The 24519-nt window shown below is 39.4% G+C and carries 26 protein-coding genes and 1 pseudogene; 10 read left to right on the top strand and 17 right to left on the bottom strand.

The window, feature by feature from the left end; genetic code table 11:
• The first annotated feature begins 263 nt into the window (after window positions 1-263).
• From MTF67_RS08060 to MTF67_RS08050, 3 genes and pseudogenes are all read left to right on the top strand, one after another.
• Window positions 264-1235 (top strand): annotated as a pseudogene (locus tag MTF67_RS08060) (integron integrase).
• A gap of 240 nt (window positions 1236-1475) precedes the next feature.
• Complete coding sequence (gene dsbB / locus MTF67_RS08055) at window positions 1476-1994, top strand: disulfide bond formation protein DsbB (protein WP_039037803.1); 519 nt, start codon at window positions 1476-1478, stop codon at window positions 1992-1994.
• Window positions 1995-1999: 5 nt separating this feature from the next.
• Complete coding sequence (locus tag MTF67_RS08050; RefSeq protein ID WP_248519234.1) at window positions 2000-2302, top strand: DUF6170 family protein; 303 nt, start codon at window positions 2000-2002, stop codon at window positions 2300-2302.
• Between the two features lie 10 nt (window positions 2303-2312).
• On the opposite strand, the gene MTF67_RS08045 is transcribed toward MTF67_RS08050, so the two are convergent.
• Window positions 2313-2609, bottom strand: coding sequence for a ComEA family DNA-binding protein (locus MTF67_RS08045; protein WP_243531267.1), 297 nt, complete (start codon window positions 2607-2609; stop codon window positions 2313-2315).
• 317 nt (window positions 2610-2926) lie between these two features.
• On the opposite strand from MTF67_RS08045, the gene MTF67_RS08040 reads away from it, so the two are divergent.
• A complete protein-coding gene (locus MTF67_RS08040) occupies window positions 2927-3241 on the top strand; it encodes a YebG family protein (RefSeq protein ID WP_008127619.1) in 315 nt (104 codons plus the stop codon).
• A gap of 71 nt (window positions 3242-3312) precedes the next feature.
• On the opposite strand, the gene putP is transcribed toward MTF67_RS08040, so the two are convergent.
• Window positions 3313-4791, bottom strand: coding sequence for a sodium/proline symporter PutP (gene putP / locus MTF67_RS08035; protein WP_010557080.1), 1479 nt, complete (start codon window positions 4789-4791; stop codon window positions 3313-3315).
• Window positions 4792-5123: 332 nt separating this feature from the next.
• Between putP and MTF67_RS08030 the strand changes: the two genes are divergently transcribed.
• Complete coding sequence (locus MTF67_RS08030) at window positions 5124-6347, top strand: HDOD domain-containing protein (protein ID WP_138740465.1); 1224 nt, start codon at window positions 5124-5126, stop codon at window positions 6345-6347.
• Between the two features lie 63 nt (window positions 6348-6410).
• On the opposite strand, the gene MTF67_RS08025 is transcribed toward MTF67_RS08030, so the two are convergent.
• The 10 genes from MTF67_RS08025 to ccmA are packed head-to-tail and all read right to left on the bottom strand — an operon-like array spanning window position 6411 to window position 14128.
• The gene (locus MTF67_RS08025) at window positions 6411-7142 is read right to left on the bottom strand and encodes a VacJ family lipoprotein (RefSeq protein WP_008127611.1); all 732 of its coding nucleotides are present in this window, start codon (window positions 7140-7142) and stop codon (window positions 6411-6413) included.
• Window positions 7143-7151: 9 nt separating this feature from the next.
• Window positions 7152-8402 (bottom strand): c-type cytochrome biogenesis protein CcmI, encoded by a 1251-nt coding sequence (gene ccmI / locus MTF67_RS08020; RefSeq protein WP_010557078.1) that lies wholly within the window; start codon window positions 8400-8402, stop codon window positions 7152-7154.
• Entirely contained in the window at window positions 8403-8864 is a 462-nt protein-coding gene (locus MTF67_RS08015) for a cytochrome c-type biogenesis protein (protein ID WP_008127607.1), read from the bottom strand. It abuts the gene before it with no gap.
• Window positions 8864-9433, bottom strand: a complete 570-nt coding sequence (locus MTF67_RS08010; RefSeq protein WP_248519233.1) for a DsbE family thiol:disulfide interchange protein — start codon at window positions 9431-9433, stop codon at window positions 8864-8866. Before MTF67_RS08010 ends, MTF67_RS08015 begins: the two co-directional genes overlap by 1 nt.
• Window positions 9430-11400 carry a heme lyase CcmF/NrfE family subunit gene (locus MTF67_RS08005; protein ID WP_008127604.1) on the bottom strand — a complete coding sequence of 657 codons (1971 nt, stop codon included), beginning with the start codon at window positions 11398-11400 and terminating at the stop codon, window positions 9430-9432. Before MTF67_RS08005 ends, MTF67_RS08010 begins: the two co-directional genes overlap by 4 nt.
• A 2-nt stretch (window positions 11401-11402) precedes the next feature.
• A complete protein-coding gene (gene ccmE / locus MTF67_RS08000; protein WP_248519232.1) occupies window positions 11403-11882 on the bottom strand; it encodes a cytochrome c maturation protein CcmE in 480 nt (159 codons plus the stop codon).
• Complete coding sequence (gene ccmD / locus MTF67_RS07995) at window positions 11879-12082, bottom strand: heme exporter protein CcmD (RefSeq protein ID WP_006791394.1); 204 nt, start codon at window positions 12080-12082, stop codon at window positions 11879-11881. Before ccmD ends, ccmE begins: the two co-directional genes overlap by 4 nt.
• 2 nt (window positions 12083-12084) lie before the next feature.
• Complete coding sequence (locus MTF67_RS07990) at window positions 12085-12822, bottom strand: heme ABC transporter permease (RefSeq protein WP_008127600.1); 738 nt, start codon at window positions 12820-12822, stop codon at window positions 12085-12087.
• Window positions 12822-13508, bottom strand: a complete 687-nt coding sequence (gene ccmB, locus MTF67_RS07985; RefSeq protein ID WP_248519231.1) for a heme exporter protein CcmB — start codon at window positions 13506-13508, stop codon at window positions 12822-12824. Before ccmB ends, MTF67_RS07990 begins: the two co-directional genes overlap by 1 nt.
• Window positions 13508-14128, bottom strand: coding sequence for a cytochrome c biogenesis heme-transporting ATPase CcmA (gene ccmA / locus MTF67_RS07980; protein WP_086007393.1), 621 nt, complete (start codon window positions 14126-14128; stop codon window positions 13508-13510). The genes ccmB and ccmA overlap by 1 nt, the downstream gene beginning before the upstream one ends.
• 113 nt (window positions 14129-14241) lie before the next feature.
• Here ccmA and MTF67_RS07975 point away from each other — a divergent pair, with 113 nt between their 5' ends.
• Complete coding sequence (locus tag MTF67_RS07975) at window positions 14242-16869, top strand: flagellar hook-length control protein FliK (protein WP_248519230.1); 2628 nt, start codon at window positions 14242-14244, stop codon at window positions 16867-16869.
• A gap of 2 nt (window positions 16870-16871) precedes the next feature.
• Window positions 16872-17180, top strand: coding sequence for an EscU/YscU/HrcU family type III secretion system export apparatus switch protein (locus tag MTF67_RS07970; protein ID WP_008127583.1), 309 nt, complete (start codon window positions 16872-16874; stop codon window positions 17178-17180).
• Between the two features lie 31 nt (window positions 17181-17211).
• Here MTF67_RS07970 and MTF67_RS07965 read toward each other — a convergent pair whose 3' ends face one another.
• Entirely contained in the window at window positions 17212-17748 is a 537-nt protein-coding gene (locus MTF67_RS07965; protein ID WP_006791400.1) for a thioesterase family protein, read from the bottom strand.
• Window positions 17749-17855: 107 nt separating this feature from the next.
• Between MTF67_RS07965 and MTF67_RS07960 the strand changes: the two genes are divergently transcribed.
• Complete coding sequence (locus MTF67_RS07960) at window positions 17856-18350, top strand: hypothetical protein (RefSeq protein ID WP_008127581.1); 495 nt, start codon at window positions 17856-17858, stop codon at window positions 18348-18350.
• 26 nt (window positions 18351-18376) lie between these two features.
• Here MTF67_RS07960 and tyrR read toward each other — a convergent pair whose 3' ends face one another.
• The 4 genes from tyrR to bcsE all read right to left on the bottom strand — a co-directional run bounded on the left by tyrR (window position 18377) and on the right by bcsE (window position 23478).
• Window positions 18377-19933 carry a transcriptional regulator TyrR gene (gene tyrR, locus MTF67_RS07955; RefSeq protein ID WP_006791402.1) on the bottom strand — a complete coding sequence of 519 codons (1557 nt, stop codon included), beginning with the start codon at window positions 19931-19933 and terminating at the stop codon, window positions 18377-18379.
• Window positions 19934-20104: 171 nt separating this feature from the next.
• On the bottom strand, window positions 20105-21685 hold the full coding sequence (gene bcsG / locus MTF67_RS07950) for a cellulose biosynthesis protein BcsG (RefSeq protein WP_248519229.1): 1581 nt from the start codon (window positions 21683-21685) through the stop codon (window positions 20105-20107).
• Window positions 21682-21858, bottom strand: a complete 177-nt coding sequence (locus MTF67_RS07945; RefSeq protein WP_006791404.1) for a hypothetical protein — start codon at window positions 21856-21858, stop codon at window positions 21682-21684. The genes bcsG and MTF67_RS07945 overlap by 4 nt, the downstream gene beginning before the upstream one ends.
• Before the next feature lie 3 nt (window positions 21859-21861).
• Complete coding sequence (gene bcsE / locus MTF67_RS07940) at window positions 21862-23478, bottom strand: cellulose biosynthesis protein BcsE (protein ID WP_182724986.1); 1617 nt, start codon at window positions 23476-23478, stop codon at window positions 21862-21864.
• 115 nt (window positions 23479-23593) lie between these two features.
• On the opposite strand from bcsE, the gene bcsR reads away from it, so the two are divergent.
• A complete protein-coding gene (gene bcsR / locus MTF67_RS07935) occupies window positions 23594-23788 on the top strand; it encodes a BcsR/BcsP family cellulose biosynthesis protein (RefSeq protein WP_058429545.1) in 195 nt (64 codons plus the stop codon).
• 15 nt (window positions 23789-23803) lie between these two features.
• Entirely contained in the window at window positions 23804-24517 is a 714-nt protein-coding gene (gene bcsQ / locus MTF67_RS07930; RefSeq protein ID WP_248519228.1) for a cellulose biosynthesis protein BcsQ, read from the top strand.
• Window positions 24518-24519: the final 2 nt, after the last annotated feature.

Below are 24519 nucleotides of genomic sequence, written 5' to 3'. Positions count from 1 at the left end.
TGACTAAATTTGTACACCAAAACTTTGCATTGGCGCATAACATGTTTATAGCGAGCTAATCGCGCGAATTTCTACTACAGCGTAGCTCGTTTTCTTATTGGTTTATTTTTAACAAACTTGCCAACTAATTGCCAGTGTTATTAAAATTCATACATGCGCGTTTTCTTCTCAGTATAAAACGAGCGACTGGGTCGTTTTCTTGACTATGCGAGCGACTGAGCTATAACTGTATATACATACAGTGTCAATTCGATGGATTGAAAATGAAAACTCGTTCTGCGTATTTAAATTACATTGCGGACTATATGCTCACTCGACAGTATTCACTAAGAACTATTAATGCTTATTTGAGTTGGATCACAAACTTTATTCACTTTCACAACAAACGCCACCCAAGCTCAATGGGAAATTCAGAAGTCGAAGCGTTTTTGGACCATATTGTATTAAAACGTAACATGTCAGCTAAAACACAAAGTGCAGCTTTAAATGCGCTAGCTTTTTTATATAAACATATTGTCAAAAATGAACTTTCGTTAAACTTGAACTTTGCTCGAAGTAAACGACAACCCAAATTACCTGTTGTAATGACACCCGATGAGGTCAAACAATTGATGATTCATCTATCTAAGCGATATTACTTAATCGTGGGGTTGATGTATGGTAGCGGCCTGCGAGTGATGGAAGCTGTGCAACTGCGAGTAAAAGACATTGATTTTGATTATAAATGTATTCAAATTTGGAACGGGAAAGGCAATAAGCATCGTATTGTTACACTTGCAACTGAGTTACTCCCGTTACTTAGAAATCAAATAATGCAAGTTTAAGAATATTTGCAATTAGATTTACAAAACGAACAATACGCAGGCGTATGGATGCCAAACGCTTTAGCTCGTAAGTATCCGTCAGCTAACAAATCACTCGCGTGGCAATATTTATTTCCTTCCTATAAATTAAGTAGTGATCCAGAAACTGGCGAGATACGGCGTCATCACTTCCATCCTACATGTGTTAGAAAAGCGGTTAAAAAGGCATTAAAGCAAACCAATATTACAAAGATTGTGACGCCTCATACCTTTCGTCATTCTTTTGCAACACACTTGTTACAAGGTGGAGCAGATATAAGAACGGTGCAAGCTCAGTTAGGTCATACAGATGTTAAAACCACACAGATTTACACTCATGTTTTACAGCAAGGGGCAAACGGTGTTGTTAGCCCATTAAGCAAAATTTTCTAGCGTAAAACCCGCCATGAAGCAAACAAATGGACAAAACACATATTTTCCAGTAGTAAGAATGTAAATCCATCAAAACCACAATATGCATAAAAACATATCACCGAGTATTTCAATATAGCCTTTTAGAGTGCAGGGACATTTTTTGCAGGGTAACAATAAAACTTTTTATATACCTCTTTTTGTTGCCGCGTACTTTTTCGTGCGTCATAATCTAACGCCTTATTTATTAGCGGACTTTTTATGAACTGGCTTGCGCAATTATCTACTCAACGAACACCTTGGCTTTTATTCACTGCGATTGTTTTTATGCTAGAAGTAACCGCATTGTTTTTTCAATATAAAATGGGGTTAGCGCCTTGCATTATGTGTATTTATCAACGAACCGCGGTATTAGGATTACTTGGCGCGGGTATTGTTGGGTCAATTAATCCACAAAGTAAAATAATGCGTATAGTTGCTTACATTGCTTGGGGAGTATCGAGCATTTGGGGGTATTTAATTGCCCGTGAGCACATAGATATGCAAACGACAACAGATCCGTTTGCGTTTAGCTGCGAGTTTGAGCCTAACTTTCCATCGTTTATGCCGCTGCATGAATGGATACCGAGCTTTTTTGAAGCCACTGGCGATTGCGGTAACATAGATTGGGAGTTTTTATCGCTCAGTATGCCGGCTTGGATGGAAATTATTTTTGGGCTATTTGCTCTAACATTTTTTATTGTATTAGGTAGTCGCTTAATACTAAAAAGAACGGTTTAATAATTATGTTTACCTTTTTTTCTAGTCAACTTAAACAGTTGCAACATTTAAAAATACGCGAGAGACAGCTTGTTATAGCACGGTCTTTATCAATGCTGTCACCTACCGACCGTGTATTACTGCGTATTATAAAGATATTGCTATTAAGCCCGTTATTTTTAATATTTACACTTTTTGAAGGTTGGATAATCATTCCCTTTTTAATACTCGGTGGGCTTTTTTATCCGTTATTAACCGCTCCGGTCGATATAAATTTTGCCAGAAAAAACTTAAACGAAGCACTACAACAACATGAAAAGGGCGCTTAGCGCCCTTTTGCTAAAGTTTAACTTTTCCTTCTAACTTACCCATTACTTTTTTGCCAATCCCCTTCACTTTGGCTAAGTCCTCAAGGCTTGTAAATGAACCATTTTCATCTCGGTAATTTACTATTGCTTGTGCTTTCTTTTTACCAATTCCAGGAAGTTTAGCCAACATTTTTGCATCTGCATCATTAATACTTACCGCTTCGATGGGAGACATAGATTTGCTCACTTCAGGTAATTGCGCGTAAGAGGTAGTAATGGGTAGGATACTTAGCAAACTTGCTATAAGTAAAAGTTTAAATATTTTCATTTATTCGTCCTTATTGTCCATTTTAGAACATATTTATTTTAATTATTAGGGAAGACCATAAATGACAAACGCGAGGCTAGCCACTTTGGAAGTACCTAAATGCATTATCACTTTTATCCGAAATCCTTAAAATGCAGCTGGTACAACCAAGTGATATATTAAATAAAGTTAAGTTACCGTTTTTTGTCAAATTTAAGACACTTAAAAATTACAACTCTGCGCTTGCATATTGACTTGCAAACCTTTACTGTATATAAAAACAGTAATCTTATGGTTTTTTATAAACCACAGTGCCAAGCAAGTTTGCAGGAGAAATCATGGCTGTTGTTGTTAAATATGTTGTAGAACGAAACGGAGTCGAGCGTATGACGTTTACTACTAAGAAAGAAGCTGATGCCTATGACAAAATGCTAGACATAGCAGAATCACTTGAGCTGATGCTAGAAAAAGTAGACGTGCCATTGAGTGAGCAACAAATAGAATCGCTTGCGTTAGAAATAGCAAAAAGTAAAGACGACTTTATGTCGGTACTTAAAGGTGCCAAAGAGCCTACTACTAAAGCGGCAAGTAAAAATAAAAAATCAGATAACGTTGCATCTATTGACGATAACAACGCTAAACAAGCAAGCTAAACATTTTGCAAATAAAAAGGGAGCAACTTAGTTGCTCCCTTTTTTATAGCTTTTATAAAAACGAATATTAATTAAAGCTCTTTTTCAACTTCATCAAATAACGTTGTTATATCTGAGTTAGGCTCATTGGTTGCTAAACTTACAACTACAATAGCAATACTTGCAAGTATAAAGCCTGGGACAATTTCGTACATTACGCTACTTAAACTTTCACCGTTGATTGTGAATGGGCCGTAAATCCATAGTAAAACAGTAACTGCACCCACAACCATACCTGAAAGCGCACCCGCAAAGTTCATTCGTTTCCAGTAAAGGCTAAACAATACAAGCGGGCCAAATGCAGCACCAAAGCCAGCCCATGCATTACTCACTAAGTCTAAAATAGAGCTGTCTCTATCGTATGCGAGGTAAATAGCAAGTATTGCAACAATAGACACACTAATGCGCCCTACTAGTACAAGCTCTGCGTCACTGGCTTCTTTACGTAAAAATGTTTTGTAAAAATCTTCAGTTAGTGAGCTTGAGCTTACTAATAGCTGAGATGAAATTGTACTCATTATTGCAGCTAATATTGCTGCAAGTAAAAAGCCAGCAATAAGTGGATGAAACAACAGCTCTGACAGGATCAAGAATATAGTTTCAGGATCATCCACAACTATATTATTTTCATAAGTGTATGCTGCACCAAAAATACCCGTACCTACTGCACCAATTGCAGCAACAATCATCCAAGACATACCAATACGACGTGCTGTTGGCATATCTTTAACACTGCGCACCGACATAAAGCGAACAATGATATGTGGTTGACCAAAGTAACCCAAGCCCCACGCCATTGCTGAAATAATACCTAGCGCAGACCCTGCGCCTATCCAACTTAGCATGTCTGGATTAACACTGTTTAGGGTTGACTGCAGTGGTTGTTCTAATAAAGAGTAAGCTACAGCGGGTACTAAAATAAGTGCAATAAACATAATACAGCCTTGCACGAAGTCAGTTAAGCTAACCGCTAAAAAGCCGCCAAAGAGTGTATACAAAACAACAACACCCGTTGTGATGTATAGCCCCATTTCGTAGCTTAAGCCAAATGAGCTCTCAAATAGTTTACCACCGGCAACAACACCTGAAGAGGTATATAGTGTAAAGAACACAATAATTACAACAGCCGACACAACACGGAGTAAATTTGATTTATCGTTAAATCGGTTAGAAAAGTAATCAGGGATGGTAATAGAGTCATTCGCTTTTTCAGTGTAAACCCTTAAACGCGGCGCGACTAAAAAGTAGTTTAACCATGCACCGGCAATTAAACCAAATGCAATCCATGTGCTACTTAAGCCAGTAACAAACATGGCGCCAGGTAACCCCATTAAAATCCAGCCACTCATATCTGAAGCACCCGCTGAGAGTGCTGCAACACTTGGCGACAAGTTTCTACCACCCAGCATATAACCAGAAACATCACTTGTTGACTGCTTATAGGCATATAAACCAATACCTAACATAACAACAAAATATAGTGACAATGAAATGATCATTCCTGTTTCCAAATTCGCCTCCATAAAACAATTAAAAGTAGCAGGCTTTTGATCCGAATATTGACTCTTAAAATTTTATAATAAAGTCACTATTAGGATAAAAGCATTCCTTCGGACTATATCATGCTTGTAACAAAAATCTCTATTTGTTGTATTTTCTTAGTTTAAAAATAATCATGTTGAAAACAATTGCTAAAAAAACTTTTTTACACGCAAAAAAATAGCCAAACGCTTTTATTTAATAATGATATTTTATTATTTAGTAAAATATACAGCATGCTATTTTGTATGTTTTCTAATATATTATTACAATAGCGACTGACTCGACTGACACGGATTTTTTTATGTATTTTTATGCTGCGCGCCAACCTATTTTAAATCGTGATAAAGAGCTTATTGGTTATGAGCTTTTATTTCGTGATGGCGTAGATAATGTATTTCCCAATATAGATGGTGACGAAGCAACTACACGCTTAATTGAAGGCAGTCAGTTTAACTTTGGTTTAGAAGACTTAACCGATAACAAACCCGCTTATATTAACTTTACACTAGAAACCTTACTTAAGGGTTACCCTACCCTGTTAGGTAAAGACACCATTGTTGTAGAAATACTTGAAACAATTCAACCGGGTAAACGTTTACTTGCGATTGTTAAAAACCTCAAAGACAAAGGCTACACCATCGCGCTCGATGATTACATTCACCAGCCGGTGTGGCGCCACTTTTATCCGTTTATCGATATTATTAAAATCGACTTTTTAACGTGTGATTTAGCAACAATAAAAACCATTATAAAAGAGCTAAAGGCGCACCCTCATATAAAGCTTTTAGCTGAAAAAGTAGAAACCTACGAAGCATATAGCTTAGCGTTAGAGCTTGGCTTTGATTATTTTCAAGGGTTTTTCTTTTCAAAACCAGAAATGGTACAAAGTAAAGCGTTACCACCATCAGAAATGGCACTTGCAGAATTACTTTACCAAACGTCAAGCGTAGAGATGGACCTAAAAAAAATCACCGATGTATTTGAGCGCGACGTAAACCTATCTTACAAACTGCTCAGATACTCAAACTCAGCAGCCTTTACACGACGAGCTGAAATAAGCACAATAAAACAAGCACTTATTGTTTTAGGTGCTCAAGAGATCAAAAAACTTCTCTCTTTGTTATTTGCTGCACAAGTATCGGCTGATAAACCGGTAGAGTTAATTAGGCTATCACTTACACGCGCTCGCTTTTGTGAGCTGTTAGCTATTTCACATGGCCAAATGAAAGACACCGGCATGGCATTTTTAACCGGTATGATGTCGTTAATGGATGCCATTTTAGATGAAAGTATGCAAAGTGTGATGCAAAAGCTTCCTTTATCTAACGATATTAAGGCAGCTTTGTTAGATAACGAGGGGTTATTAGCGCAATACTTAAACCTTGTTAAACATTACGAAAAGGCTGATTGGTCACAAGCAAACGACATTTCAACAGCACTTAATATTGCCGATAAAGTACCTGATGCGTATCACGAGGCACTTAGTTGGGTGAACGAGCAAATGAGCTTGATGGTTAATACCTAATACTTGCTAAGCAATATTATAAAAAACGCCAGCATTAAGCTGGCGTTTTTATTTTGATTTGGCTTATAAACTTTCTAAAAAGTCTTCATCAAAGTCGGCAGGCTCTTCTTTAATTGGCGGGTTGCCATCGTAAAGTTCGAATAACTGACGCTGAAAATAAATATCTTTTACAAATAAATACGGGTCAAGTGAGTCATTTAAAAGTCCTTCTTGCGCCATTAATGAAGCACGCGCTTCTACCGCTTTTAACGCAAATACTAGCACCGTTTGTGGCGTAGTTAAGGCAATTTCAGGCAGAACAAAGTTGTCTACTACGTCACCGGTTAAGTTTCTTGCTGTAGTAGGCCCCATTGCAGGTAGCATTAAGTATGCACCATCACCAATGCCCCACACACCCATTGTTTGGCCAAAATCTTCATCTACTCGATTTAAACCAAGCGAGCTAGCTACATCAAAAATACCAAAAATGCCCACGGTAGAATTCACTAAAAAGCGCGCAAGGCTTACACTTGCGTTACCCGGTTTACCCTGTAGCCCAGCATTTACCATATCAACCGGTGCAGTTAGGTTATCCGTAAAGTGAACAATGCTTTGACGCACAGGCACAGGAGTCACGGCAACATAACCAACCGCTGCTGGGCGAAGTATGTAAGCGTCTAAAACATCCATATTAAAGTCATACAACGGACGGTTAATACTTTGCAGTGGATCTCTTTCATCAACTTTGCTTTCTGGTACTTGCGCACAACCGGCCAGTATCAAAAAGCTTAAAAAAGCTAAACTTTGTCTTAACATTTTTCGTCCTTAAGGTATTAATGTATCTATTTTAAGTTGGTATTCACTTACACTTTCACGCTTTAATGAGCCAGAATGCCCTTCTAATTCACCTGAACTTGGCATAACAGAGTCATCAAGCGAAATACGCGCCGATATAATAATATCTTCTGCGCTAGATAAGTTCATACCTTCAACCATGGCAGTGCTATCGTTTAACTCAACTGTAACAGGGAATGAATATGAAGTGAGTTTTACAGCAGCAATCGGCATTGGCGAACCATTTGCCGCTTTTGCAAATACAAATAAAGTCCCCTTTTCAGGCAGTTTATTTATAAGCTCACTGGCAACATTAACGGTAACAGCAATGCTGTTGGCTTTAGTTACTGGCATTACCGAGCCTTCGCTTTGCATTTGCAGTTCAATATCTGCAATACGCTGAGATATTAAACCATAGCGAGAATCATTTTTTTCCATACTGGCTAGCAATACTTCAAAGGCGGCTTTAGCTTGAGGCCAGTCTTTTCGCTCGTAAGCAATGAGCGCTAATAACGAAATAGCATCTAAGTTTGTCGGTTCTGCGTTTAACACTTTAGACAACATACCCGCTGCACGCGTCATATTCGCTTCGCTGCCTTCAAGTAGCAAAATTTGGCTGTAACTTATTAACACCTGTTTATTATCAGGGTTCATGCGCAGTGCTTTATCAAATGATTGCTGAGCCATATCAAATTCATTCAGTGACATGGCAACACGACCAAGTAACATCCATGCCATTTCATCATCGCCTGAACGGCTTAACTTGGTGCGTAACGCCAGTGCAAATGCTTGTAGCTCGTTTTGAGTAAGCTGCTCGCCTTTTTGCATCACAGCGCGCTCACCGTATTCGGTCAGGTTATCCATGGCATCGTGCCATGCTGAAATTTGCTGTTGACTACCCGTTAAACTATAAAAAATACCGCTTAGTGCAATAACAAATGCGCCCCCTGTCAGGGCAAAAATACGGTTGTTACCTTTGCTAATTAATGACTTTTCTGGAGAAAGCTCATTAAGCAAACGGCGTTTTAGTTCAACTATCGATTCAGAATAGTTAGCATCATCTATACGTTGATTATCTAAATCGGTTTTTAAATCAACCAAACGTTGTTCGTAAATACTTATAAGCTCGGCATTTGCGTTGTGAGTAATTGTTTTAACACGCTCTTTTTGTAAAAAAGGCAGCATAACAAACGCCAGTGCAATCAGTGTGAGTAAAGCAAAACACGCCCACATTAAAATCATTTAACTTTGCTCCTGACGTTTATTTTGTTCAATTAGCTTATTTAAAAGTACTTCATCTTGGTTGCTCCAAGTCTGCTTTACAGACGCTTTACGCTGACGAATTACAATAAAACCAAACCCAACAATAACAATTAATACCGGCAATACCCAAAGTACTAGTGTTGCAGGGGTCACAGGTGGGTCGTAATGAACAAAGTAACCATAGCGGTCAATCATGTAGTCAATAACTTCATCTTTTGTGTTGCCTTCTTTAACTAGCTCTACCACTCTTTCGCGTAGGTCTTTGGCAACAATAGCGTCTGAATCAGCAATGTTTTGATTTTGACACTTAGGGCAACGAAGTTCTTTTGTAAGCTCTTCAAAACGAACCGCTTGCTCGTCGGTATCAAATACGTAGCGATCAGTTTGCGCTAATGCACTCGTAGTCAGTAAAAGGCTGAGTGAAAACAATAGCCACTTCATTATTTTAGCTCCTGCATCATAGGTGCAAATTTAGAACGCCATACTCGCGGATTAATATCACCAGTATGGTGTAGCAAAATAGTGCCGTTTTTATCGATTAAAAATGTTTCTGGCGCGCCCGACACACCCAAATCTAACGACAGCGTTCGATGTAAATCCAAAATATTAAACTGATAAGGGTTACCCGCACGCTTAAGCATATCTTGTACTTCAGTACGTAGTGCTTGCATGTCAAACGGACCATCAAAGTCGGCGTCGTAACCTTGCACATAATACAAGCCGATAATTTTAACGCCTTGCTCTCGCAGCTTTGTTAAGTAGCCCAGCTCAGCTAAACAGGTTGGGCACCAAGTGCCCCATACATTTAGTAAATATACCTCGCCTTTTAACGCTTCGTTGGTCCATTGCTTGTTGTCTTGCATTAAATCAGGAAGCGTAAAAGCAGGCATTTCATGGCCTATTCGCCCAGTTTGTATTTCGCGTGGGTTTGCAAATAAACCTTGGTATAAAAACACACATACAAAAGCAAATACTAAAAGAGGCGCTATGGCTAACAATTTACGGTTCATAACACACTCTCCGCTGCTGCTTTTCGAGCTGTTTTTGCGGATGTACGGTAACGTTTATCAAACAAAATCATGAACCCTGCAAGTGAAATTAATACACCACCAATCCATAACCAACGCACAAACGGCTTGTGGTATATGCGCAGAGACCAAGCCCCTTGGCTTAATTGCTCACCGAGAGCAAGGTATAAATCACGTGTAAAGCCAGCATCAATGGCGGCTTCTGTCATAAATTGCATGCCAATATCGTATTTACGTTTTTCAGCGTACAAACGAGTGACTACATCATCGTTTTTTAGCACCGTAACAACACCAGCATGGCCACTATAATTAGGTCCACGAATTGTTTTAACACCTTCAAAGCGGTAGTTGTATTGATTAAGCTGCACTATATCGCCCTGCTTCATCGATACATCACGCTCAACAGAGTACGCAGAGGTTAACGCAACGCCTGCAATAACAAATGCCATACCAATGTGGCCTAGCACCATTGCCCAATAACTAACACCTAAGCGTTTTAACCCTTCTTTTAATGTGCCATGCACTGCAGCTTTAGTGTAAATGTCAATCAAGGTTGAAACGGCAACCCACACACCCAGCGTTGTTGCTAATAGCGTAAGTGGTGTCACTTCGTCGTAAGCTGAGAACAACCATACACAAGTAATCGCCACACTGGCCAAAATACCCACAACAATTTTATTTTGTAAAAACGCCCATTTGTTTTGCTTCCAGCGTAAAAAAGGACCAATGCCCATTAAAATAGCAAATGGCACAAGTAGTATTGCAAACATTTTATTAAAGAACGGTTCACCTATAGAAATACTGCCTAAGCCCATTTCTTTGTGCACCATAGGCAATAAAGTACCCAATAGTACAATTAAGGTCGCCACAACTAAAAAGATATTGTTTAGCCATAATGCCACTTCGCGCGATACAAACTTGTAGCGTCCTTCGCTATGAACTTGCGATACGCGTAATGCATAAAGCGCTAAACCACCGCCAACAACTATTCCTAAAAAGGCGAGTATAAACAGGCCTCTGTCGGGGTCAGTTGCAAACGCATGAACTGATACAATAATACCTGAACGCACAATAAACGTTCCCAGCAAGCTTAACGAAAATGCTGCAATTGCCAGTAATACGGTCCACGATTTAAAAATGCCGCGCTTTTCTGTCACGCTTAGCGAATGAAGTAAAGCGGTTGCAACAAGCCAAGGCATAAGCGACGCGTTTTCTACTGGATCCCAAAACCACCAGCCACCCCAGCCAAGCTCTGCATAAGCCCACCAACTGCCAATAGTAATACCTAAACTTAAAAAGCCCCACGCGGTCATTGTCCACGGACGTGACCATTTAGCCCACGTGTTATCAAGCTTACCTGTTAAAAGTGCTGCAATAGCAAACGAAAAAGCAACCGATAGCCCAACATAACCCATGTAAAGTAATGGCGGGTGAATGATCATACCGGGGTCTTGTAAAAGCGGATTCAAATCTCGCCCTTCTACCGGAAAATAAGGAAGTAAACGTTCAAATGGGCTTGATAATAGTAAGGTATACATCATGAAACCAACACCTAAAAAACCAAGCACGCCTAAAACACGGGCACGTAGAACCCAAGGTAATGACTTTGAGCGAGCAGCAACAACAGCAGTCCAACCTGCTTGCATCACTAACCAAAGCAATATTGCTCCTTCATGGCCGCCCCAAGTCGATGTTATTTTGTAATACCATGGCAGTGTGCTACTCGAATGATACGCCACATAAGATACGGTAAAGTCGTCAGTTAAACTTGCGTAAATAAGTGCAGCAAACGAAATTAATACAAACGCAAACTGACCAATAGCTAAAGAGGGGGCAGCACGCATTAAGCGAAGATTACCTGTATGCGCGCCCCAAAGTGGAAAAATACATAATAAAACGCTCAGCACCATGGCAAGCGTTAAAGAAAAATAACCAATTTCTGGGATCATAGCTAATCACCACTATCTAAGTTGTATTTTGGTTTTTCATGCTTAATACCTTTAACCGCTTCAGCAACTTCTGCAGGCATGTATTCTTCATCATGCTTGGCCAGTACTTCAAACGCTTCAATGACATTAGGCTCAATTAAAACACCTTGCGCAACAATACCCTGCCCCTCACGAAACAGATCAGGCAATATCCCCTGATATTTCACAGTCACTAATGGACCTGTATCAATTAATTTAAAACTCACTTCTAAGCTTTGCTCGTTTCTTTCAACAGATCCTGGGACTACCATGCCGCCAATACGAAGCTTTTGACCAATAAAAGGTTTTTCTTTGTTTGGGCCTTTGCCATCAATCAATTCGCTTGGGGTATAAAATAGGTTTATGTTTTCTTGTAAAGCATAAAGCACTAAGCCTATGGCAGAACCCAAACCAAATAAAATAGCAACAATCACTAATAAGCGTTTTTTACGTCTCGGGTTCATGATGCTTGCTCCTGCTTGGCTTGTTTTATACGCTCTTCACGAACAATTTGTTGCTCTACTGAAGCCATAATATGCTTAGTATCTCTTAAAGAGCTCACTAAAATACCCAGTAAAATAAGTGCGCATGTGCCAAATGAAAGCCATACATAAAACCCATAGCCCCCCATTGCAATAAAATCAGAAAAAGAGTCAAACTGCATAATTACCCCCTATTAAGCAACTGGCGCACCCATGGGCGATGCTTTTCACGTTGCAAAATTTCATTTTTAAGACGAATTAAAGTGACTGTGCCAACAAACGCTGCAAAGGCTAAAATATTTACCATTAATGGCCAAAACATGCTTGGGTCAACCGCATTGGTATTAAATTTAGTGATGCTTGCTCCCTGATGGAGGGTGTTCCACCACTCAACCGAAAAGTGAATGATTGGTAAATTGATCACCCCTACAATCGCTAAGATAGATGCAGCGCGGCCCGCTGACTTTTTATCTTCAAAAGCGTGGTATAACGAAATTACGCCCAAATATAAAAATAATAAAATAAGCTCCGATGTGAGTCGTGCATCCCACACCCACCAAGCGCCCCACATAGGTTTACCCCAAGCAGCCCCGGTTATAAGTGCTATTGCAGTCATACATGCGCCAACAGGTGCAATTGCTATAACGGCAAGTTCTGCGTTTCTGAGTTGCCATACAAGCGCAACAATGGCAGCAATGGCCATAGAGGAATATGCCCCCATTGATAAAATGGCAGAAGGAACGTGAATAAAAATGATACGGTAGCTGTCTTTTTGTTGGTAATCGGCAGGTGCAAAACCAAGCCCCCACACCCAACCAACGAGCATACTAACAACCGTAACTACGGCAAAATAAGGCAGTAACGTATTGCATAACTGGTATGCACGCTCTGCTTTAGCATAGGGATGTAACCACTTCCACATTAACTTATACTCACTTTTAAAGCTGACGATATGGCGATTGGTGCGCTAATAATAGCGATGACTAACATAGCACCAAGGATGGCAAGTTGCCCGCTATAATCCAGCGACATAACACTGGTGTCGATAGCCGACGTTGCAAAAATTAGAACAGGAATATACAAAGGCAGTACGAGTAAACTCATCAAAATACCCCCTTTTTGTAGCCCAACAGTAAGCCCAGCACCTATTGCACCAATAAAACTTAATAACGGTGTACCCAATAATAACGTTAAAACAGTGGCCACCAGCGCATTACTATCTAAATTAAGTAATAACGCGAATAACGGTGTCATTAATACAAGGGGCAACCCCGTCACAACCCAATGTGCAGCCACTTTTGCAAGCACTGTAAGTGACAATGGGTACGATGAGGCAATTAACTGTTCGAGAGATCCATCATTAAAGTCATCTCTAAACAGTTTATCTAAGCCCAACATGGTAGAGAGTAAAGCTGCAACCCAAATGATACCGGCCGCCATTCTAGCAAGTAGACCGGGCTCAGGACCTATTGCTAACGGAAACAAAGAAATAACAATTAAAAAAAACAATATTGGGTTTACAATTTCAGCTCGCTGGCGAAAAGCAAGCTTTATATCTTTAGTAAAAACCGCACTGAATAGTAACCAATAAGAGTGTTGACGAGTCATCAGTGGCGGTACTCCAATGTGATTGTTTGTAAATCACTAAAGTGAGTAGTTAGGTCTTGGTGGGTGGTTAATAATATGGCGCCATTATTATTTAGATGTTGAGTAAATCGCTGCTGCAAAAACGCAACACCGCTTTTATCGAGCGCAGTAAATGGCTCGTCTAACACCCATAAATTTGCGTCGCTTAGCCAAAGTCTAACTAATGCAACTCGTCGTTGCTGGCCTGCCGACAGCATTCTAACAGGCACATCTTCAAGACCGACCAAGCCTAGTTTTGCTAAAATTGGGTAAAGGTCAGGCTCATTTGAATAACCGTTGATCCGTAACCAAAAGCGTACATTTTCAACAGCGCTCAACTGAATGTTAACACCCGTTTTATGGCCTATAAAAAGTAAGTCGTGGGCGAACTCTTCATAGTATTTATTTATTGAGCGTTCTTGATACAAAACCTCGCCTTCATCAGGCGCAGAAAAGCCAGCGATGATACGCAATAACGATGTTTTACCAGCCCCATTAGGACCCGCTAATTGCATGATTTGACCGCTTTTAAGGCTAAAATTAAGGTCCGCAAACAAACAACGTTCTTGCTTGATGCAGGAGACGGACTTAATGTGTAACAAGATGACGATTCTCTCTGCCAAAAATTAGGCGTTAGTCTACCATAATGATAGGGTAATACGAATATTGCTTTAAAATCGATTCACTTAAAATAGAGAAAACTTGATTTAAAATAATGAATACGCCAACGCAAATAACATTATCCAATTCATTGGTTATCAATTCATCAACTAATAACCAAACCAATGAGTTACCACAAATACCAAGTGAAGTACTTGCGGCTAAAAACATTCAATTTTCAAAAGACTCTATCACGCTAGAAGTGCTGGTTAATAAGCAATGGCAAACGCTCAGACTAGGCACAAGCAATGCCCCTCAATCTTTAGATAAAATTGCTAGCGCGCGCATACAACTTAGCGCAGACGGAAAGCAGCTATCTATTTTGCCAAATGTAGCAACAATTAAACTTAACCAGCCTGCCCAATTACAACGCTTATTAAATTTTATTAGTACCGGTGCAGAGGTTGAAAGCAAGCCACTTTCAGTTCAGCTTGCTTTAGCGCCTGCACCAAAGCTAATTATTGATAAGCTCAATGCTAGTGTTGCCATAAATAAAGAGGTTGCTCAGCTACTCAGCACAGAGCAACCTTTAAAACTAGCCATAAGTACCAACAGTAAAGGCGCACAAATTGATGTTATTAACCGCTTTGCTGATACCGTTCACACCCAACCGTTAAGCCAAACAAAGCTGGTTAAAATGCTAGCAAGCTTGTTACCCAATGCACAACTACAGGCAACGCCTAAATTAGCCATTTTAACGCATCCGCAAAAATCAGGCTCTTTCACCACGCAAGTATCAAACACGCAGCTTGCTGAACTGCCTAACTCGCCTGTGAAAGTGACTGTTGCAAATCAAGCCGATAAGCTTGTAATAACAACACAAGCTCAAAGCGTAAAAGTTATGCTGAGTAACTCCTTCACTAAACCTTTTAATGAATTACTTACTGCGCAACACGCTAATTTACAAACCGCGCCAGCGCAGTTCAATAACACCACGAAAGTAAGTCCGCTGGTGAGTAGCCATAGCCCTATAAAGTCTTGGCTGCAAACTAGTTTTAGTGATTTAAAAACACGAATAAATGATGCAGTAAATTATTTTGAAAACAAATCGTTTGCAAACGAAAACAAAACTCAAATCGCACCATCACTCACCTTACAAAAACAGTTTATCGCCCCGTCCTCACTAACAAGTAGAATTAATTTAATTGAAAATGCAGGTATACAAGTTGCTAATAGTGCGCAAAAGCCAAGTACTGAACTTGTTAATATTTTACCTAAGCATTTCTCTCAATTACCCCCTATTGTGCAGTTAACACAGCTAATAAAAGCAAATGTTGCTGTTTGGCAGCCTCCTGGTGGCAAAGTTATCAGTAGTCATTTGCATATACCCAATGCTAATACAACAAATACACCAGAAAATAAGCAGCCACCAATCGAAAAAGTCTCAGCCCACAGTAAAACAGAGGTAGGTACACAATCAGGTGCACTGTTAAGCACTCAAATAAAGGCAGAACCCGCAACCAAAAATACAGAGCAAGTATTAAAAACCCAAACAGTGCAAGTTCAATCCACCTTGAGTAACGACCTACAAAAACAAACTACAATTAAAGAGCTGAATTCTCTTCCTGTTACAAAAGCGGGGCTTAGCCATACTCAACAAGCTAATGCAGATAATAAACTGGCCACAACACTCCCTACCCTAAAAGCCACTAGCCCAGCAATCCAACAAACACATGCTGTAGCCTCTATACCAGCAAGTAACACCTTATTTAATGCAGTATTTAGTAACACAACGACTATTGCATCACCAAGCCAAATGCTGCAACCTATTGAAGCTAAAATATTAACGCCGCTTTTAAAGCTGCCACCAACGCATGATTCAACTCACACACTCACTGAAGAAAAAATTTCATTGAGCAGTCAAATAGCCGATATTCAAGTTAAAGCGACTAAGCAAACACCTGACCTCAATGCGCTGGTTAATCAAGCTTTTAATCGTATGGTATCAAGCAGCAACGTTAGCCCGACTGCCGTGCAAAGAGAGATATTAGCGACACTGCAACCTCACAGCCTCACGCATGACACCCTGCAAAGTAGCTTTACCAAAGGGCTTGAGCAGCTAGCGGTTAGTATTTTGGCGGCGCCTATTATTAACCAGTCTGTAACCCCAATTACCTTTGACTCAAAAACAGGCATTGATGCATTACTACAGGTGCTTATGCCTACGTTTAAAGCTGGCAAAGCAAGTTCAAAAATACTAGAGCAACTTCAGCAATCACAAGTGCAAGCACTTGCTGGAGAGCTTACTCAGGTTAAAAACACGCTCACACAGGTAAGTGTTTCAACACCAAGTCAGCAACCCGAAAGTAACCCGCTGGCACAGTTTTTACTTCCGATGAAATTACCGCCAGAAGCAGCCCAAACAGAAATAACACTAGGGCAATATAAAAAACCATCGGCCGATAAGCTAGAGCCTAAAAATGTCTGGTTTGTTAGATTAAATTTTGATTATGCTGATCTCGGTCAACTACAAATTACCGCCGAGCTAATGGACAAATCGCTCGATTGCCAATTATTAGCATCAAGCCAAGAAGTGAGTGCCATTGCCCACCCTCACCTTGATAACCTGCGCTCAAAACTGGCTAAACACGGCTTACAAGTTGCTGAACTAAACCTAAAACGAGGGGAGGCAACCCATGCTGCTTTTTATAAATCCCATGCAATTATTAATATTAAGGTGTAGCTATGAGTGATTCCCCTAAGAGCAAGTCGGCAATTGGCCTTTTATACGAAGCAGGAAGCACGCCTTCAGTGAGTGTTAAGGGGTTTGGGGAGTTGGCGGAAGAAATAATCGCTGCAGCAAAACAAAAAGGGATCATGATCCACGAAGATCCCGATTTAGCTAAAACCTTATCGCACCTCGAATTAGGTGAAGAGATTCCAAAAGAGCTTTATTTTGTGATTGCAGAACTGATTGCGTTTTCGTATGTATTACGTGGGCAGTTCCCACCAGGGTGGCAGGACTTTCAAGGTAAGCTAAATATAAAAGCTTAAAATTGAAAAAGGCGCAAAGCACTTTTTTCATTTACTTTGGTAAATTAGTCATTTTTTTCTGCTCAAGCATTTCTTTCCAGTGCATTACTTCGCTGGGTAAAATAGGAGTTTTACCTTCAAAGCCAGCCACTTCAAGCATCTCTTCAATACTTATAACACCTTTTTTGCTTTTAAATACGCCACGTACGTACGCAATCGCATGCAAACCACGATCAGAATGAAATTTCTGCTCGATGTAAAAATACTTATGATCCCAGCCCACTAACTTAGTGCTAATAGTGTATTTTTGCATGGGCTTAATATCACGAATGTAAGTAATAGCTGTTGCATTAACAATAGGAAACCAACGTCGTTTCATTATTTGTTTTAGCAAACCTACTCGCTCAGTCATCCACGTACGCGACAAGTCCATCATGGCTAAATAGCGCGAATTAGTTAAATGTAAATTAATATCACAATCAGTAGGAAGTGCTTTGTAATCAATATCTACCGTATCGAGTAAATCTTGATAGTGTTTATTACGCTTAATTTTAAAAAATAATAATAGGAGTCGAATATATAAGTTCACAACAAAGGTCTTACCAGCAAAATTTTACTGAGTGTATCACAAGCACTTGCTAAGACGTATGTTCTCCCTTACTCTTTATCACTCATATATATAAAAATAAAATGCTTATGAAACCTCTACTACATATAATTACGTTTATTGGATTACTCGTACCAAGCTATTCAGCGCTAGCTGATTTTTCATTACCCGGCAAAGGCACTATTACCTACTCAACGGGTATACAAAAAGAATTTGACTTTGGTTTTGCTTGGCAACAAAAAGCTGAACAGTTTAAAATTGGCGCTAAAAGCTACAATATGCAAAGTATTCCAAGTTCATACTCAGTAGCAATTACACTATCAAAAGATGAAAGCCAGGTATGGGTTCAAGAGTTTAACAATGGTTTTATTGAAGGGTTTAATTGGCAAATTGGTGAGCATACTGTCTCACTAAAAAAACAAAAGTTTAGCGACCGAGTAAAAGGCGACTATGTAATTGAGCTTAACAACCGTAGTTACTTTTTTACGCGCAACAATGCCAGTATTGTTATTAACTTTAATGAAGACGGTATAGAAACGATTGCTATTGATGGTGTTACAAAAAACATGGGGACTAAAAGCTAGTCCCCCTGTTTTAATTTTAGAGTAATCTAAACCTTAACGGTTTTTCTGTTTATACCGTAGTCACGCAACTTATTTGCCACTGCGGTATGACTAAGCCCTAAACGTTTAGCAAGTTGCCTTGAGCTTGGATAAGCAGGGTAAAGTTTACGCAGCAACGTTGCCTCAAAACGCTTCACAGCTTGATCAAGCGAGCCTTCAAAGTCTGACTCCAAATACCCTAATTCATGCGTAAACGTAGGTAGTTGTAAATGCTCTAAACGTAACTCGCTATCATCTAACAATGAGACTGCGCGGTAAATAGCATTTTCAAGTTGGCGAACATTACCAGGCCACGGATATTCTTGTAAAAAACTCAAACACTCTTGTGATAATAACGGAATAGCATGGCCATTTTGCTGGGCATATTTTTGGATAAAATGCTCTGCCAGAGGACCCACATCGGCTTTGCGATCTCGTAATGGAGCAATTTCGAGAGTTAATACATTAATTCGGTAGTATAGGTCCTCTCTAAACACACCTTCTTGAACCATTGCGGGCAAGTCTTTTTGAGTAGCGGCTACAATACGAACATTAACCTTTACTTCGTTCTCATCGCCTACTTTTCTAAACGTTCCGTCTTGTAAAAAGCGCAAAAGTTTAGTTTGTAGCTGGGTCGACATTTCACCCACTTCATCTAAAAATACGGTACCGCCATCGGCTTGCTCGAGTACACCACGTTTAGGCGCTGCATTTTCTTCGTAGCCTGCATAACCAAAAAGTTCAGACTCCGCTACATCATCAGGTAACGACGCGCACGAAAGCGCAATAAACGGCTTAACAGAACGGTTTGACGCATAATGACACGCTCGCGCAAGTAGCTCTTTACCTGTGCCTGTTTCACCCGTAATGAGTATGGGTGCTTCTAACTGTGCCATTTTTCGTGCTTCACGCACAACACGGCGCATAGCAGTACTAAAGTTATGAATGGTGGCAAAGCTTTCTTGTCCGTAGCGTCTAAATGCACTAACTTGCTGACCTAAACGGCTTTGCGACTTAATGTTAATAACCGCACCAGCTAAAACATCGCCTTCACTGCCTTGTGGCACGGCAATTGGTAAAATATCTGCAATAAAGTCTTCGCCAGCTACTTCAACCCGAGTGGTTTGGCCTAACACTTCCTTGCCCTCTAACCAACGCGTAAAGTTAAAGCCCTTTAGTAGGTTATTTATGTTAGCGCCAATAACCTCTTTTTCACTTAACTGCAGGTCTTTACACGCAGCATCGTTGCATAAACGAACCCAGCCCTTAGCATCAATAGAAATAACACCATCAGGTAATGCACGTAACAAGGTATTTAATTCGTTATGCTCTCGCTCAGAAGGGAGAAATGCGGTAGTGCGAACATCATGCACACCATCAATCAGACGGATAGAAGGCATGATTTTTTGAAACTGCTCAAACTCTATTTCTGGAAAGCTCACATACATACGGCAATTGACAGAATCGACCTCAATACCTTTTAAATCAACACTGTAGTTAACTAAAATATTAAGGATTTCTTGGGCTATACCGATCCTATCAGCACAGTGAATATCTAGACGCATACATCCTCAAAGCAGGAAAAACTAAATTAGCCGAATAATACGCTAAGTCGCTTTGATAAGGTAGCTTATTGTAAACATTTTTGGACAAGTCTGCGTTTAAATTAACACATAAGAATAACAACATAAACACGCTACACAGCAGAGCTAGCCTGCTGCGTAGCTAAATTACTTTTAACCTTGAGGGTAAGCAGACCATTCTTCGCCATCAAGTTGTATGTAAGGTCGTTTATTAACATACATCATGATTGTGCCGGCATTTTCAGCAACTTTTGGTGCTTTTGGCAAGTTTTCAACTAAATTGGCAATGCTGTTATTACCCCCAAAAACATTTGTCTCAAGTGTTTTTGCAACAATTTCAGATAAGGCAAAGTAACTAGTCGATTCGTTAATCATAATTTGCGAATAACTTTTAACGTCTGGGCCAATAAATTTTATAGCAGCTGGTACAGATACAATAGTAGGGCTTGGTATTTCACGAAGGCCAGCAAACTGTACCTTGTCACCTTTTAATGCTGCACCATGTTCGGGTACTACCATTAACATGACATTACGGCCGCGCTTTTCAAGGTTTTGAATAAAACGCTTAATATCAGATAATAAATTAGCGTGCCTGATTGGGTAACTTTCAAGGCTATTCATGCGTTTTTTATTGGCAAGCTGGTTACCATCGTGAAGGCTTGTTGTGTTGTAATACATTGCACACGGCTCACAATCTTGCGCTTCATTTTTAAGCCAACTATCTAGCACCGCACCGTCAGAATAAATAGGACTGTCATCAAAGCCGTATTGCGCTACTGGAAGTGAATCAATATTAAGTGGTTTATCGTTTAGGCCACCAAAGCGATTAACCAAACCTTTAAAGTCATCGAAGTGGCCATCGTGGTTCATCACAACCCTGCTTTGATACCCTAATTTTTCTAAATTTTTAAATAGATAACATTGCTCTGGTGCATCACTAAATAAAGCTGTTTGGCTTGTTTGCCCACAACTTGCGCGTAAAAGCCTTATAGCTGCAGGCCCACTGTAAGATGTTGCTGAGTTAAAATCTGAAAACACCACATCAAAATCATTAAACATGTCTTCAACACTAACGCCAATAGCGTTCAAGTCATCAATCGCCATTGAACAAATATTTAAAACGATGACATCGAACAGTTCGCCATTAACTTGCGAAGGAAAATGGCTAATTAAATGGCTTTGTTGTTGATAAAAGTCTGACAATTTTTGATCAGGTGTTTGGCTTTCGCGCGTAATGACTTGTGCTTGATTAGTAGGCTCATTTCTAATTGTTGTATTTGTAGAGTAGGCATTTACTACTGTGCCTGATTGTTCACCCTCTCCTTGCCATCCTATCAAAAGGAGCCCAACAATTGTTATTGTTGTAAAACGTAACCACTGAGATGTATACCAAAAACACACGGTAATAACGAATAATGCCAATAGCATATCTACACTGATGACACGTGCTAAAAGTTCAAAAAAATAGCCAAAACTGAAATCTTGAACATTACCAGCTTGCTTTGTCAGCCTATTTATTGGGGGCAACCAAGAGTCTTGGTAAAGTATGACAATCGCAAAAATACCACCAAGTACATGTTTTAACTTTTCAATAATCGCTTTTTTAAATTTGATTGCTAAAAGTGCTGCAAGGGCTGCATTGGTTAATACATTAAAATCAATTGCGCCGTAATAAAACAAGGAAAATTTAGCTAAGAAATAAAGATTCCACACTCCTAAACCTGATAATTTCACTGCTCATCCTTCTTTTTTTTATTCGGTGTATAAGGTTCAAGTACTTCGTGTTTAAAAGTAAGCTTGTAATAATATGTTTTTACTCTGGCCAATATTTGAGTTGCCGACATACAAAGCACAATACCGACTATAATTGCCAAAATAACGGTAATAAAAAGCTGATTAATACTCATTGGTTAAGCCTTTAATCTCATTACAAATGACACAGCATCGGGGCGCGCATCATTTGTAAACTCGGGTGTGTCTAATGACTCAGTAATCCCTTTTGACACACCGGGTTCAAACTTATAGCTATCATTCTCTGTTAACTGTTTAGAATAATCAGTAACCTGTTTACCGCTATAAAGCCGCCTTAATTGCTTACATTCTTGCTGTATATGAAAATGATCTGAAATAACATTTTGCTGCACAAAAAAGTCACTCGTTTGTAGCTTGAATAAATGCTTAATTGCATTATTTACGTCGTTCTCTCTACACGCATGCAAGTACAAATACACGGTATTATCTGCAAGGCTAAATACATCCCCTTCACGCTTAATATGAAACAAGTGTAAAGGGTGAATGGGCTCTATGCGGGGTAATAACTCAAGCTTAACCAACACGCCGCTAACACCCAGATTAACAGCCGAGTCACTATGAACCTCTACTTGGCGCGTAAATTCATCAAAAGGTAAATAGCCTTTAGAAAACGTATTTTCAGTATATTTCAGAACGTGCTCGACAGATGGCGGTAACGGTCTAGAAAATTGAAACCCTTGAATAGATTGAATTTGAGATAATAATCGCGAAGGTTCAGAAAAGCTATACAAAATAAGGTTAACGCCTAAAGTTAAAAATAAACATTCATCTTGATGGCGAATAACGCCATCAACATTTTGTACTACCAATTTCAACCAACGACCGCAGCTTTTCCTCAGTTCAAAGCACTGTTTACCAAGCAGTGCTAAATCTGTGTAACGCGTAACAGCAAACACCAATGTTGCCGCTTTTAATTTGGGGCCTTTGTCAAACAGCTCATTATTGTCTTTTGCGGTATAATAATGCGTAGGCAATTTTGTACCGATTGGCACCGCGCTTTGCACTAACCAGACATCGTCCTCATCTGGAAAATGCGAGCCATTGAATACTTTTAGATCGTTTACAGTTCCCTCTTGTACCAAAAACTTATTATCTTCAAGCGACAGTTGAAACTGCATATCAGCAAATACACCCGTAGTGTGGTGCCAGTAATCGTACTCTAACACGCGGGTAGCGGAATCATTATCTACAAAAATTAATCCATCAAAAGATTTATTAAGCTGCCTTATTAAAAATCGATAGTGTGTTACTTCTGGACCAGATAACAAAAATAATAAGGTAACCCCTGTTTTTTTTGCAAACTCACTGTAATCGTTCATTATTGTTTTTGTGCTAGCTTCGGTTGCTGCACTAAGTAGCTCTGTGTTGAAGTGAATAAACACTAGCGCATTTTTTAATTTTTTATACGCGCCTATCTCTTTAATTATACCTTTGTTTATTCGCTCTATTGAGTAATGCTGTGTCTCAGATGAGAGAGAAAATGGATGAACTTTACTGCGTTTGTACGCAGTATTAATTGCTGCAGAAAATGACGACTCAAAGAAAGATTCAACGTCTTGAGAAACAATGTAAATATCGTTTGCGCAATTTTGGTTAATTGCATGTAGAGCAAATTCAACTACAAAATTATCTAAAGGGGCTAAAACAGCATAACTTGAAGCCGATTTTAACTCTTTTGCAGCCGGCTCTAAACCCGTTATGTTAAAGTTATGCACTTAAAAAGCCCTCAAAAAAAATACTTTTTTACTAGTTTTGCCTGCTATTCTATATATAATAGCCAAATATTGTCCACTTTTAATAAAAATAAATATTACGCTTACAAAGGTTGTAATGAATAATTTAGCTACAAAAAGCTCACAAATACTCACATCAAGTGACATAGAAAACCTAGCTCGCCGTTTTGGTGGGAAAAGTGACGACTATATAGAAATTATGAATACACAAAAAAATCAAAAAACAATTAACAAGTATGCGCTATTGAAAGAAATTGATGACGCGATAAAAACATCTAAAGAAAAAAAATAAAAAAGGTAAACTCCATTGCAAAGGATTTTTATTAAAGGTATCAAAGGCGGCATAGGTAGCACATCAGTTGTTGCAAATTTAGCGTGCGTTTTGAAAAAATCTGATGTTGATGTGGTTGCCATAGACCTAGATGCTAAAAGTGACCTTGGTTTGCACTTTGGCCTTAAGTGGACAGCCACAAAAGGTTGGAGCAACGAGAGTACTTTTGACGATGCGTTATTGCATTTTCGCAAAGACAGCGATGGCGTTCTTTTTTTACCCCATGGCGATAACGAAGCAACGTTAGATGAAATTATAGCCACAATTAACAATTGTAAAAAGCTGGATTATAAAGAATCTGCTTGGATAATATTCGACTGCCCTTCACACATTAATATTTCTCACTACCCGTTACAAGAAAACGATATTGTTATTGAGCTAGTCACTTGCGATGCAATTTGTCATAGCCTCATATACAAGCGCCTGCAAACCCTTAAGTCAGTAGAGTCAAGTTGGAAACACTTTTTTGTCGTTAATCGTTACAACGCAGCCTCAGTGTTAGAATTTGATCTATTTTCTCTTTGGCAATCTACATTGCCATTTATGGCGCCGTTTTTTATTAACAGCGATGAAGTTATTAAAGAGGCCACAGCTAATCGTAATGTAGCCCTTAATTGCGCTCCATACAGTGTAGCGAACGATGACTTTGAAACACTTGCCGGTTGGCTTGTAAGTAAGGCGGCTAACTGACG

Origin of the sequence: Pseudoalteromonas sp. 2CM32C, assembly GCF_023161925.1 — a bacterium.
GTDB classification, from domain to species: Bacteria; Pseudomonadota; Gammaproteobacteria; order Enterobacterales; family Alteromonadaceae; genus Pseudoalteromonas; species Pseudoalteromonas marina.
The sequence above is the reverse complement of the archived record's forward strand: the minus strand, read 5'-3'. Positions and strand labels throughout refer to the sequence as shown.

Excerpts from the sequence above, each read along its gene's own strand:
- bcsR (WP_058429545.1), top strand. The coding sequence starts at position 23,594 with ATGAATAATTTAGCTACAAAAAGCTCACAAATACTCACATCAAGTGAC.
- ccmD (WP_006791394.1), bottom strand. The coding sequence starts at position 12,082 with ATGCAGTTTGACTCTTTTTCTGATTTTATTGCAATGGGGGGCTATGGG.
- ccmE (WP_248519232.1), bottom strand. The coding sequence starts at position 11,882 with ATGAACCCGAGACGTAAAAAACGCTTATTAGTGATTGTTGCTATTTTA.
- MTF67_RS07945 (WP_006791404.1), bottom strand. The coding sequence starts at position 21,858 with ATGAGTATTAATCAGCTTTTTATTACCGTTATTTTGGCAATTATAGTC.
- MTF67_RS08030 (WP_138740465.1), top strand. The coding sequence starts at position 5,124 with ATGTATTTTTATGCTGCGCGCCAACCTATTTTAAATCGTGATAAAGAG.
- MTF67_RS08015 (WP_008127607.1), bottom strand. The coding sequence starts at position 8,864 with ATGAAGTGGCTATTGTTTTCACTCAGCCTTTTACTGACTACGAGTGCA.
- MTF67_RS08025 (WP_008127611.1), bottom strand. The coding sequence starts at position 7,142 with ATGTTAAGACAAAGTTTAGCTTTTTTAAGCTTTTTGATACTGGCCGGT.
- MTF67_RS08050 (WP_248519234.1), top strand. The coding sequence starts at position 2,000 with ATGTTTACCTTTTTTTCTAGTCAACTTAAACAGTTGCAACATTTAAAA.
- MTF67_RS07970 (WP_008127583.1), top strand. The coding sequence starts at position 16,872 with ATGAGTGATTCCCCTAAGAGCAAGTCGGCAATTGGCCTTTTATACGAA.
- tyrR (WP_006791402.1), bottom strand. The coding sequence starts at position 19,933 with ATGCGTCTAGATATTCACTGTGCTGATAGGATCGGTATAGCCCAAGAA.
- MTF67_RS08045 (WP_243531267.1), bottom strand. The coding sequence starts at position 2,609 with ATGAAAATATTTAAACTTTTACTTATAGCAAGTTTGCTAAGTATCCTA.
- dsbB (WP_039037803.1), top strand. The coding sequence starts at position 1,476 with ATGAACTGGCTTGCGCAATTATCTACTCAACGAACACCTTGGCTTTTA.
- MTF67_RS08040 (WP_008127619.1), top strand. The coding sequence starts at position 2,927 with ATGGCTGTTGTTGTTAAATATGTTGTAGAACGAAACGGAGTCGAGCGT.
- ccmI (WP_010557078.1), bottom strand. The coding sequence starts at position 8,402 with ATGATTTTAATGTGGGCGTGTTTTGCTTTACTCACACTGATTGCACTG.
- MTF67_RS07975 (WP_248519230.1), top strand. The coding sequence starts at position 14,242 with ATGAATACGCCAACGCAAATAACATTATCCAATTCATTGGTTATCAAT.
- MTF67_RS07990 (WP_008127600.1), bottom strand. The coding sequence starts at position 12,822 with ATGTGGAAGTGGTTACATCCCTATGCTAAAGCAGAGCGTGCATACCAG.
- ccmB (WP_248519231.1), bottom strand. The coding sequence starts at position 13,508 with ATGACTCGTCAACACTCTTATTGGTTACTATTCAGTGCGGTTTTTACT.
- MTF67_RS08005 (WP_008127604.1), bottom strand. The coding sequence starts at position 11,400 with ATGATCCCAGAAATTGGTTATTTTTCTTTAACGCTTGCCATGGTGCTG.
- MTF67_RS08010 (WP_248519233.1), bottom strand. The coding sequence starts at position 9,433 with ATGAACCGTAAATTGTTAGCCATAGCGCCTCTTTTAGTATTTGCTTTT.
- MTF67_RS07960 (WP_008127581.1), top strand. The coding sequence starts at position 17,856 with ATGAAACCTCTACTACATATAATTACGTTTATTGGATTACTCGTACCA.